The sequence below is a fragment of the Xanthomonas sp. DAR 34887 genome (assembly GCF_041245805.1).
GTDB classification, from domain to species: Bacteria; Pseudomonadota; Gammaproteobacteria; order Xanthomonadales; family Xanthomonadaceae; genus Xanthomonas_A; species Xanthomonas_A tesorieronis.
The window spans coordinates 42,959-54,424 of sequence record NZ_CP162490.1 but is presented as its reverse complement, the minus strand read 5'-3'; the positions used below and the strand labels follow the sequence as shown (position 1 = coordinate 54,424).

General features: G+C 68.9%; 9 protein-coding genes. 5 read left to right on the top strand and 4 right to left on the bottom strand.

The window, feature by feature from the left end; all coding sequences use genetic code 11:
* Positions 1-41: 41 nt before the first annotated feature.
* A complete protein-coding gene (locus tag AB3X08_RS00235; protein WP_369935393.1) occupies positions 42-2,819 on the bottom strand; it encodes a TonB-dependent receptor in 2,778 nt (925 codons plus the stop codon).
* A 298-nt stretch (positions 2,820-3,117) separates the two neighbouring features.
* Here AB3X08_RS00235 and AB3X08_RS00230 point away from each other — a divergent pair, with 298 nt between their 5' ends.
* A complete protein-coding gene (locus AB3X08_RS00230; protein ID WP_369935391.1) occupies positions 3,118-4,140 on the top strand; it encodes a PfkB family carbohydrate kinase in 1,023 nt (340 codons plus the stop codon).
* Positions 4,141-4,840: 700 nt separating this feature from the next.
* On the opposite strand, the gene fabV is transcribed toward AB3X08_RS00230, so the two are convergent.
* The 3 genes from fabV to AB3X08_RS00215 form a co-directional block, all read right to left on the bottom strand.
* Positions 4,841-6,046 (bottom strand): enoyl-ACP reductase FabV, encoded by a 1,206-nt coding sequence (gene fabV / locus AB3X08_RS00225; RefSeq protein ID WP_369935390.1) that lies wholly within the window; start codon positions 6,044-6,046, stop codon positions 4,841-4,843.
* Between the two features lie 286 nt (positions 6,047-6,332).
* Positions 6,333-6,965 carry a response regulator gene (locus AB3X08_RS00220; RefSeq protein ID WP_369935389.1) on the bottom strand — a complete coding sequence of 211 codons (633 nt, stop codon included), beginning with the start codon at positions 6,963-6,965 and terminating at the stop codon, positions 6,333-6,335.
* Positions 6,962-8,062: a sensor histidine kinase gene (locus AB3X08_RS00215; protein ID WP_369935388.1), complete on the bottom strand. Its 1,101-nt coding sequence runs from the start codon at positions 8,060-8,062 to the stop codon at positions 6,962-6,964. The genes AB3X08_RS00220 and AB3X08_RS00215 overlap by 4 nt, the downstream gene beginning before the upstream one ends.
* Positions 8,063-8,273: 211 nt before the next feature.
* Between AB3X08_RS00215 and AB3X08_RS00210 the strand changes: the two genes are divergently transcribed.
* The 4 genes from AB3X08_RS00210 to lldD all read left to right on the top strand — a co-directional run bounded on the left by AB3X08_RS00210 (position 8,274) and on the right by lldD (position 11,453).
* Positions 8,274-8,855, top strand: a complete 582-nt coding sequence (locus tag AB3X08_RS00210; protein WP_369935387.1) for a methyltransferase family protein — start codon at positions 8,274-8,276, stop codon at positions 8,853-8,855.
* A 13-nt stretch (positions 8,856-8,868) separates the two neighbouring features.
* The gene (locus AB3X08_RS00205; protein WP_369935386.1) at positions 8,869-9,324 is read left to right on the top strand and encodes a DUF2214 family protein; all 456 of its coding nucleotides are present in this window, start codon (positions 8,869-8,871) and stop codon (positions 9,322-9,324) included.
* A gap of 102 nt (positions 9,325-9,426) precedes the next feature.
* Entirely contained in the window at positions 9,427-10,296 is an 870-nt protein-coding gene (gene lldR, locus AB3X08_RS00200) for a transcriptional regulator LldR (protein ID WP_369935384.1), read from the top strand.
* On the top strand, positions 10,293-11,453 hold the full coding sequence (gene lldD, locus AB3X08_RS00195) for an FMN-dependent L-lactate dehydrogenase LldD (protein ID WP_369935382.1): 1,161 nt from the start codon (positions 10,293-10,295) through the stop codon (positions 11,451-11,453). The genes lldR and lldD overlap by 4 nt, the downstream gene beginning before the upstream one ends.
* The last annotated feature ends 13 nt before the right edge of the window (positions 11,454-11,466 follow it).

Sequence of the window (11,466 nt, the reverse complement as noted above, 5' to 3'; positions counted from 1 at the left end):
CGCCCTCCAGCGCCGCAACGGCCTACCGCGTACGCCAAACCTCAGAACTTGTAGCGCAGGCCGATCGAATACTGGCGGCCGGTCTCGCTGTAGGTCAACGGCAGCTGCGCGCCGTTCGCGCTGGTCTGCACCCACTCGTAGTACGGCACGTTGGTCAGGTTGGACCCTTCCACGCTGATGTCCACCTTCTCGTCGATCTTGTAGGTGAGCTTGGCATCGACGATGTTGCTGCCGCGCATGCCGTGCATGTCGAAGCCGGTTTCCGTCGCCGGCACCTGGGTCAGGTAGCCGTCGCGGTGGGTCAGCGACACGCGTCCGCTGAAGCGCTCGCCTTCGTAGAACAGCGTGGCGTTGTACGAATTCTTCGACAGGCCGGTGAGGTCGGTGTTGAACGACAGCGCGCCGGTGCTGGTGACGTACTGGATCTTCGACTGCACGTAGGTGTAGTTCAGCTGCGTGCCGAAGTTGGCCCACTTGCCCGGCAGGAAGGTGAAGGGCTGGATGTAGTTGAACTCGGCGCCCTTCAGCTTGCCGCCCGGGGTGTTGAGCGGCACGCTGAAGACGAAGTCGTCGCTGGCCGCCGCGCCGGTGCCCTCGAGCAGGCTCACCGGCAGGCCGCTGCTCTCGTAGGAGGCGACGGTGCGCGTGGTCTGGATGAAGCTGTCGATGTCCTTGTAGAACACCGCCAGGCCCAGCATCGCGCCTTCCTGCAGGTACCACTCGAAGCCGAGGTCGGCGGTCTTGGCGCGGATCGGATCGAGGTTGGGATTGCCGCCGCTGACGGTGCGCGCGCCGCCGGCGACGCTGACCGTCACGCCCGGGGTCAGGCTACCCAGGCCGGGCCGCGTCATCACCTTGGCGGCGCCGAAGCGGATCAGGAAATCCGGGGTGATTTCGGCGACCAGGTTCAACGACGGCAGGGTGTCGCTGTACTCGCGCTCGACCGTGGTGTTGACCAGGGTGGAGCCGACGGTGGCGTAGCCGGTCGAGGACTGGCTGGTCTTCACGTAACGCACGCCGATGTTGCCGGAGAACGGAATGGAGCCGATGTCGAAGCCGAAATCGCCCATCAACCAGGCGCCGCGATCCTTCTCCTCCACGCTGCGGGTGTTGACCGCGCGCTCGGCCAGGGTCCAGGTGCCGGTGCCGCTGTAGATGTCCAGCGCGTCGGCGATGCCGTTGAGGTCCGGTACCGCCCAGTTGGACGGCGAACCGCTGATGCCCTTCAGCCCGGCCAGGGCGACCAGGTCGGTGGGCACGATGCGGGTGCCGCTGGCGAAGGTCGGCACCGTGGTCTCGTTGGCGCGGCGGAATTCCTTGGTGTCGAAGCTGTAGTTCTTGGCCAGCACGCCGCCCTTCAGGGTGAAGTTCGGGCCCAGGTTCCACTCGAAATCCAGCGAGCCGGTGTCGAAGTCGTTGTTGGCCTGCTGCGGGCGCATGCGCACTTCGGCCAGGGTCCAGCCGCTGGCATCGGTCGGGTCGATGCCGTAGTCGAACACCGGCGAGGTCAGGCTGTTGCGGTAGTCGTAGCTGTAGCCGTCGACGTTGAGCTTGTCCATGATGACCGTGGTCTGGATCGGGTTCCGATGCTTGGAACTGGACGTGCCGACCTGGCCGCTGATCTTGAAGGTGTCGCTGAAGCGGTGTTCGCCGTTCAAGTTGACCTGCTTGAAGACCGTGTTCCACTCGTCGTAGCGGTTCTCCGAACGCACGTCGACGTTGTCGAACTGGCCGTAGAGCAGCGCGCCGGACGCGGGATCAACGTAGCCGTCGTTGACCACCATCTCCGGCTTGCCGCCCTGCGAGCGGCCGCGGCTGAAGCTGATCGCTTCGATGTAGTGCTCGTAGCGCTTGGCGTCGATCTTGGAATACAGCCCGTCCAGCGAGAACTCGGTGCTGTCGCTGGGCCTCCACTGCAGCGAGCCGGTCACGCCTAGGCGCTTCTGCTCGTGTTCCATCTGCGTGTAGCGCGGGATGCGCGGGCTGAACACATTGGCGCTGTTGGCCGCGGCGAACGGCGAGGTGGCGCTGTAGCCGTTGTTGCTGGGGCCGTTGGCCCAGCGCGTGGTGCCGCTGCCTTCTTCCAGCACCTGGCGCTCGGAATAGGCCACCGACATCAGCGCACCGAAGGTGCCATCGGCCCAGGTGTCGGCGATCAGCGCGGCGATGCGCGGATCGGCCTTCTGCGACATGCCGTTGTAGGTGGCCTGGCCGTTGGCGGCGAAGGTGAAGCCGTCGTAGTCGAACGGCCGCGCGGTGCGCAGATCCACGGTCGCGCCGAGCGAGCCTTCTTCGACATCGGCCGAGGCGGTCTTGCGCACCACCATCTGATTGAACAGATCCGAGGCGAACACGTTGAAGTCGAAGCCGCGGCCGCGGTTGGTGCCGCCGCTCTGGTCGCTGGCGCCGACGGTGGTCAACGCTTCCATGCCGTTGATGCGCACGCGGGTGAAGTCCGGGCCGAGACCGCGCACCGAGATGTTGCGGCCTTCGCCGGCGTCGCGGGTGATCACCACGCCCGGGATGCGCTGCAGCGATTCGGCCAGGTTGTTGTCGGGGAACTTGCCCACGTCCTCGGCGACGATGGCATCGACCATGCCCTTCTCGGCACGCTTGATGTCCAGTGCCTTCTCCACGCTGGCGCGGTAACCGGTGACGACGACGGTATCCAGCTGGGTGGTGGCGTCGGCGCTACCGGCCGCCGGCGGGGTCTGCGCGGGGGCCTCCTGGGCATGGAGGCCGCCGGCCTGCAGGGCCAGGCTGATCGAGAGCGCGAGCAAGGTAACCGGTGTCTTCCGGCGTTCGGTACGAGATTGCATGTCCTCCCCTCCCAAGGGTTACATGAACTGCGTGATATTTCGGGCTGTTGCCGCGGATGACACCGCTGGTCAAAACCGACGTTAACAGTTGCGCAACATTGCGGCATCTTGCAGCGCAACAGAAAAACCCTCTGATTTGCAGGCTTTCCGTACAAAGCCTTGCCTGGACTGGCGCGGCCGCTGCGGCGATCGCACATTGGACGCGATGAAAAATGACACCGATAGCCAATGGACTTGGCCGGGGCCGCGGTTCCCGGCATGCTGGGCGCCCTCTTCGACCGACCAGGATCTCCCTGCCATGACCGCCTCCCGCATCGTCTGCTTCGGCGAACTGTTGCTGCGCCTGGGCGCCCCCGGCCACGAACGCCTGCTGCAGTCGCCACGGCTGGACGTGCACGTGGGCGGTGCCGAGGCCAACGTCGGCGTATCGCTGGCGCATTTCGGCCACGACGTGGCGATGGTCAGCGTGCTGCCGGACAATCCCTTGGGCGAAGCAGCCGCCGGCGAATTGCGCCGGCACGGCGTGGACACCCGCGGCGTGCGCTTCGTGCCAGGACGCATGGGCCTGTATTTCCTGACCACCGGTGCCGGGCACCGCCCCAGCGAAGTCACCTACGATCGCGCCGGCTCGGCGTTCGCACTGGCGGAGGCGGACGCCTACGACTGGCCGGCGCTGCTGCAGGGGGCGCAGTGGCTGCACCTGTCCGGGGTGACCCCGGCGCTGGGCGAACGCGGCGCCGCGGCGGCGCTGGCGGCGGCGCGCAGCGCGCGCGAACTTGGCGTGCGCGTGTCGTTCGACGGCAACTACCGGCCCAAGCTGTGGGAGGCCTGGAACGGCGACGCGCCGGGCATCCTGCGCCAGCTGCTGGCGCAGGCCGACGTGCTGTTCGCCGACTACCGCGACCTGGGCGTGGTGCTGGGCCACATGTATCCGCAAGACAGCGCCCAGGCGCGGGTGGAAGCCGGCGCGCGCGACGCCTTCGCCGCGTTCCCGCAGCTGCAGGCGATGGCCTGCACCCAGCGCGTGGCGCACAGCGTGGACCACCACAGCCTGGGCGCGATGCTGCTGCGCCGCGATGGCAGCGTGGCGCGGGCGCCGAGCGAGGAATTGACCGGCATCGTCGACCGCATCGGCGGCGGCGATGCCTTTGCCGCGGGCGTGCTGCACGGCCTGAGCCAGGGCTGGGACGACACCGCCACGATCCGTTTCGGCCTGGCGGCGGGTTGCCTGAAGCATTCGGTGCCGGGTGATTTTCATCCGCTGGGCGCGGCTGATGTGCAGGCGTGTGTGGGGACGTCGCGGTTCGATGTGAAGCGGTGAAGGGCGGGGAGTCGGGATTGGGGATTGGGGATTCGTAAGAGCGGTGGTGGCGGCAGTTTTTTCGCTTGGTTAGGCGTTGCTGGCGTTTCGTTTTTTCTGTCGCGGCTGAAGCCGCTCCTACAGGGGCAGCCCGCGCGCTTTTGTAGGAGCGGCTTCAGCCGCGACAGGAAGCTGAAACGACCGCGATGCCACCGTGTCCATGAAAAACACGCGACGACGTCACCACGCATCCCCAATTCCAAATCCCAATTCCGCCTTTTGCAGACGCAGCTTCAGCCGCGAGCTGCGGCATGCCTCAGATGCCAAGCAGTTCCCACCATGACGGAATTGGGCACAGGCCTTCGCGCAATTCCCACCGCAAGGGTGGTGTTGGCGTCCTGCGTCGCGACTGAAGTCGCTCCCACAGTGGCGCGACCTGCGCAATCCTCGCGGCCGCCGGCGGCGCTTCCTTGTGGGAGCGACTTCAGTCGCGACGCAGGGTACTACCGGATGCGCATGGTTCCGGGCTCGGCCGGGTCTCCACTTTCGATTCGCGCTGCGGCGGTTTCATTGGTCTGTCGCGGCTGAAGCCGCTCCTACAAGGGAGCCGCCCGCTTCTGTAGGAGCGGCTTCAGCCGCGACAGAAACCCAAACGCAAACGGCCGGCATCGCTGCCGGCCGCATTTCCACTCCCTACTCCCCACTCCCGAATCCCGGCTCTCTACAGCTCGATGCAATCGAACTGCACGTCCGGATTCACGTCGGCGTCGTAGTCCACGTCCTTGCGCTCGAAGCCGAACAGCTTGAGGAATTCGTGCTTGTAGCCGGCGTAGTCGGTGAGCTGGAACAGGTTCTCGGTGGTGACCTGCGGCCATAGCGCCTTGCAGGCGTCCTGCACGTCGTCGCGCAGTTCCCAGTCGTCCAGGCGCAAGCGGTTCTGCTCGTCGGTGGCCGGCGCCTGGCCGTCTTCGCGGTACATGCGTTCGCGGAACAGGCGGTCGAGCTGGTCGATGGTGCCCTCGTGCAAGCCCTTTTCCTTCATGATCTTGTAGACCATGGAGATGTACAGCGGCATCACCGGGATCGCCGCACTGGCCTGGGTCACCACCGACTTGAGCACCGCCACGTTGGCGCTGCCGCCGCTTTGCTGCAGGCGCGCGTGCAGGCGCTGCGCGGTCTGGTCCAGATCCACCTTGGCCTTGCCCAGCGCGCCGTGCCAGTAGATCGGCCAGGTGATCTCGGTGCCGATGTAGCTGAAGGCCACGCTGCGCGCGCCCGGCGCGAGCACGCCGGCGGCGGCCAGCGCGTCGATCCACAGTTCCCAGTCCTGGCCGCCCATCACGGTGACGGTGTCTTCGATCTCCTGCTCGGTGGCCGGTTCGATCGAGGCTTCGATGATCGCGTCCTTGTTGGTGTCGATCGCGGTGGCGGTGTAGGTCTGGCCGATCGGCTTGAGCGCCGAGCGTTTCACTTCGCCCGTGCCGGGCAGCTTGCGCACCGGCGAGGCCAGCGAATACACCACCAGGTCGACCTGGCCGCCCATCTCGGTCTTGATCAGCTCGATCACCTTTGCGCGCGCTTCGTCGGAGAAGGCGTCGCCGTTGATCGACTTGCTGTACAGGCCCTGCGCCTTGGCGAAGGTGTCGAAGGCGGCAGAGTTGTACCAGCCGGCGGTGCCGGCCTTCTTGTCGCTGCCTGGCTTTTCGAAGAACACGCCCAGCGTGTCGGCGCCGAAGCCGAACGCGGCGGTGATGCGCGAGGCCAGGCCGTAGCCGCTGGAGGCGCCGATCACCAGCACCTTCTTCGGTCCATCGCTGCGCACGCCGCGCGCACGCGTGGCCTCGATCTGTTCGAGCACGTTGCGCTCGCAGCCGAGCGGATGCGTGGTGGTGCAGATGAAACCGCGAACTTTCGGGTGGATGATCAACGTGGTGTCCTCTCGGCAAGATGCCCCGCGGCATCTTAATGTCTGCGGCGCGCGCGCAGAAGGGCTGCGTGCAGCAGACGGCATGGTATGGAGGCGTTGTGCCGCGGCGATGCAGGGACCGGCCATGCACGAGGCGCATAGCTGGCTGGCGTGTTGCCGAGGTGGTTGCGCCGCGTTCCTGTTCGACGGCGCTGTTCCTGGGTGCCTGACGCGGCTGAAGCCGCTCCTACAGAAGCGCGCATCTCCCTGTAGGAGCGGCTTCAGCCGCGACAGACATCCCGGCCGCTCAGATGACCCGCAGCGTGATCGCCTTGAGCACCGCGCGGGTGCGGTCGCGGGTGCCGAGCTTGTCCAGGATCGTGGAGACGTAGTTCTTCACCGTGCCTTCGGCCAGGAACAGGCTGCGCGCGATTTCCTTGTTCGAATAGCCGCCGGCGAGCAGGCGCAGGATCGCCACTTCGCGTTCGTTGAAGGTGTCGCGCGGCGCGTCCTCGTCGCGGTAGCGGTAGCGCGCACGCACCGGGTCGGTGCTGACCGGCTGCAGCAGGGTGTCGCCCGCCGCCACGCGCACGATCGCATCGCGCAGGTCTTCCGGTGCGGCGTCCTTGAGCAGGAAGCCCTGCGCGCCGGCATCGGTGGCGCGCAGCAGCAGGTCGGCGTCGTCGAAGGTGGTCAGCAGCAGCACCGGGGTGGCGTCGCCGCGCGCGCGCAACTGTTGCAGCGCCTGGATGCCGTCCATGCCGGGCATGCGGATGTCGCTGAGCACCACGTCCACCGGCATGGCCGCCAGCGCGGCCAGCAGCGCCTCGCCGTCGTCGGCCTCGCAGGCCACGGCAATGCCCTGGGTCTGCAGCAAGGCGCGCAAGCCGGCGCGCACCAGGATCTGGTCGTCGGCCAGGGCGATGCGCAGGCCGCTCACAGCGGCAGCCTTGCGGTCAGTTGCATGCCGCCCAGCGGCGTGCGGCCCAGCTCGAGCCGGCCGCGCAGCGCGGCCAGGCGCTCGCGCATGCCGGCGATGCCGTTGCCTTCGCGGATACGCTCGGCGCGGCGGCCGTCGTCGGCGATGTCCACGCGCAAGTGTCCCTCCTCGTGATTCAGACGCACATGGACCGCGTCGGCATCGGCGTGCCGCGCGGCATTGGTCAGCGCTTCCTGCACCAGGCGCAGCAGGGTTTCGGCCAGCTGCGGATCGGTGATGCGCACGCCCGGCGCGATCTGCAGCTGCAGCTGCGGCCGCGGGAACGGCGCGGCCAGCGCGCGCAGCGCGGTCTCCAGGTCCAGGCCGCGGTCGTCGCGCAGCGACTGCACCACGTTGCGGATATCGGCCAGCAGCTCGCCGGACAGGCGCTCGACCACGCCGAGTTCCTCGCGCTGCGCCAGCGCCGGATCGGTCAGCAGCAGGCGCAGGTTGATCCGCATCGCGGTCAGCTTGTGCCCGGCCACGTCGTGCAGTTCGCGCGCCAGGCGCAGGCGTTCGGCATCGCGCGCGCTGTCGGCCAGCAGCGCGCGGGTGGCCAGCAGGTCGGCGTTGACCCGGGCCAGCGCCTGCCGCGCGATCTCGGTGGTCCGCGCGTAGTGCGCCGACAGCGCGGCGAAGGCGTGGAAGCCCGCGTAGATCAGCGTGGTCAGCAGCGCGCGCTTGAAACCGGCTGGCGCCAGCAGCAGGAACGTGCCCAGGTTGGCCAGAAGCGCCAGCAGCAGCACCCGGCGCGGCTCCCACAGCAAGGCCACCTGCGTCACCACCACCACCAGCAGCACTGGTGCGGTGCCGATGCGCGGTTCCAGCCATACCAGGGCCAGCGCCGCGGCGGCTTGCAGCCATAGCGCGGCATCGCGCAGGCGCGGCGCGGGCAGGTACCGGTGGCCCAGCAACAGCAGCGCGAACAGGCCGGCCACGGGCCAGCGCCAGGCGGCCGGCGCCTGCGGCTCCAGCTGGAACGACCACAGCACGGTGGCCACGGTGAGCAGCCCGGCCAGGCGCTTGGGTTCGATCAACTCGCGCAGGAAACGATTCATGCGGCGGATGCTGACCGCGCGGCGCGGCGCCGGCAATGGGGCCGGCGCAGAAAGTGACTTCCGGCAGGTCGGATCGATGACCAGCGGCCCCTGTCCGCGCGCGCCGCCGCGGCCACACTGGCGCCATGCGATCAGCGCGGCGGCAAGGCGTTCACCCGGTCGCAAGCGCAATGGCGTAAACCGACACTGGCGTACTCACGAGGACACGACGATGCACCTGACCCTGCGACATCCCGATCTGTGGTTCATGCTGCTTGGCGTGTGCTGGGGCCTCTACGAGATGCTGCTGAGCCACCGCCGCCGCGCGGCCGATGGCGGCGCGCGCGACCAGGGCACGCTGCAGCTGCTGTGGCGCGTGCTGTACGCGGCGGTGGCGGTGGGCGTGGCGCTGGCCTTCGTCGGCATATGGCGCTATGCGCCGGCGTTGCAGGAGCCGGCGCGCTGGCTGGGCTGCACGCTGCTGGCCGGCGGCCTGGCGCTGCGGCTGTGGGCGATCCGCGTGCTGGCGCGCTGGTTCACCGTGGACGTGACCATCCAGGACGACCACCGGCTGATCCGCCATGGGCCGTACCGCCATCTGCGCCACCCGTCGTATACCGGCGCGCTGCTGGCGTTCTACGGGCTGGCGATCGGCCTGGGCAACGTGCTGTCGCTGCTGGTGATCGTGCTGCCGGTGACCTGGGCGTTCCTGCGCCGCATCCGCGTGGAGGAAGCGGCGCTGACCCAGGCCTTCCCGCGCGACTACCCCGACTACGCCGCGCACAGCTGGCGGCTGCTGCCATTCGTCTGGTGAAGAGGCACGACCGATGCTCGCGCGCGACCTGCTGCTCGCCATCCTCCACCACCTCGCCTTCCTGTTGCTGACCATGGCCTTGGTGGTCGAGTGGACGCTGCTGCGTGAACCGCCGCACGCGCAGCGGCTGGCGCGGCTGCTGCGCGCAGATGCCGCGTACGGGGTGGCGGCACTGCTGATCCTGGTCGCCGGCGGCCTGCGCGTGCACTACGGGCTCAAGGGCCCGGACTATTACCTGCACAACCCGTGGTTCTGGGCCAAGTTGGGCGTGTTCGCGGCGATCGGGCTGCTGTCGCTGCTGCCCACGCTGCGCCTGCTGCGCTGGCGCCGCATGGCCCGCCTGCAGCCGGGGTTCGTGCCACCACCGCGGCAGGTGGCCGCGCTGCACCGCCTCGTCAGCGTCGAACTGGTCCTGCTAGCACTGCTGTTCGTGCTGGCGGCGACGATGGCGCGGTACGCCATGGTGTGATTGGTATGACCAAATGGGCGGCCCGAGTCTCGCTTGCGGTTGACGTGGCGGGATCTACGGCGATCTAATGGCCGCTCAAGAAGTTCGCCATTCATTATTGGTATGACCAATCGAGTAACGTCGACGTCAAGCGCGGCCGCCGTACCGGTGGCGCGCTGCGGCCAGCGCGATGCGCCGCCAGCGACTGCCACGTCGGGGCCTGACGGCGGCCGCGTCAGCGATCGCGTCGCCGCGCAACTGCGCGCGCTGATCGCAGAACGCGGGTTGCAGCCCGGGCAGCGCCTGCCGGCCGAACGCGCGCTGGCGCTGGAACTGGGCGTATCGCGCACCGCCTTGCGCGAGGCGATCGCCCAGCTCGCCAGCCAGGGATTGCTGCGCGCCCGCGTCGGCGGCGGCACCTACGTGCAGCGCCCGCACACGCCCGAGGACCAGGTGATCGCGCCGCTGCAACCGTTCCTGCCGCTGCTGCAGGGCGATCCCGAATACCGCTTCGACGTGCTGGAAACCCGCCACGCGCTGGAAGGCGCCACCGCCTGGCATGCCGCGCTGCGCGCCACCGACGCCGACCGCGCGCGCATCGCCGCGGCGTTCGAGGCGATGCTGCAGGCGCATGCGCAGGGCGATGCGGCCGCCGAAGCGCGCGCCGACGCCGATTTCCACCTGGCCATCGCCGAGGCCGCGCACAACCGCGTGCTGCTGCAGGTGATGCGCGGGCTGTTCGACCTGCTGCAGACCAACATCTCGCAGAGCCGGCACAAGCTGTTCCAGTCGCCGCGCACCTTCGCCCCGCTGCTGGCGCAGCACCGCGCGCTGCACGACGCGATCCTGGCCGGCGAGCCGGAACGCGCGCGCGACGCCGCGCACGCGCATCTGGCCTTCGTGCACACCGCGCTGCGCAGCCTCGACGAAGACGAAGCGCGTCGCGCGCGCGCCTCCCGCCTCCCCTCCCCTCCCGACACCCCGCGCCGATGATTATTTCCGCCGCTTCCGACTACCGCGCCGCCGCCCAGGCGCGGCTGCCGCCGTTCCTGTTCCACTACATCGACGGCGGCGCCTATGCCGAGCACACGCTGCGGCGCAACGTCGCCGACCTGGCCGACATCGCGCTGCGCCAGCGGGTGTTGCGCGACATGGCCGCGCTGAACCTGGAAACCGAGCTGTTCGGCGAGCGCCTGGCGTTGCCGCTGGCGCTGGCCCCGGTCGGGCTGACCGGCATGTACGCGCGCCGCGGCGAGGTGCAGGCCGCGCGCGCGGCGGCGGCCAAGGACGTGCCGTTCACCCTGTCCACGGTGTCGGTGTGCCCGATCGAGGAAGTGGCGCCGGCGATCGAGCGGCCGATGTGGTTCCAGCTGTACGTGCTCAAGGACCGCGGCTTCATGCGCAACGCGCTGGAGCGGGCCAAGGCCGCCGGCGTGACCACGCTGGTGTTCACCGTGGACATGCCCACGCCCGGCGCGCGCTACCGCGACGCGCACTCGGGCATGAGCGGGCCGAACGCGCCGCTGCGGCGCATGCTGCAAGCGGTGACCCATCCGCGCTGGGCCTGGGACGTGGGCCTGCTGGGGCGGCCGCACGACCTGGGCAACATCTCCGCCTACCGCGGCAATCCGACCGGGCTGGCCGACTACATCGGCTGGCTCAGCGCGAACTTCGACCCGTCGATCTCGTGGAAGGACCTGGAGTGGATCCGCGAGTTCTGGACCGGGCCGATGGTCATCAAGGGCATCCTGGACCCGGACGATGCGCGCGATGCGGTGCGCTTCGGCGCCGACGGCATCGTGGTCTCCAACCATGGCGGACGCCAGCTCGACGGCGTACTGTCCAGTGCGCGCGCGCTGCCGGCGATCGCCGACGCGGTGAAGGGCGAGCTGAAGATCCTGGCCGATTCCGGCATCCGCAGCGGCCTGGACGTGGTGCGCATGCTCGCGCTCGGCGCCGACGCGGTGCTGCTCGGCCGCGCCTTCGTCTATGCGCTGGCCGCGGCCGGCCAGGCCGGAGTGGAGAACCTGCTGACCCTGGTGGAGAAGGAGATGCGGGTGGCGATGACGCTGACCGGCGCCAAATCGATCGCGGCGATCTCGCGCGATTCGCTGGCGCGGGTGACCCGCGAAAACACGGTGTCGCCGTAGGGCAGCGCGCGGC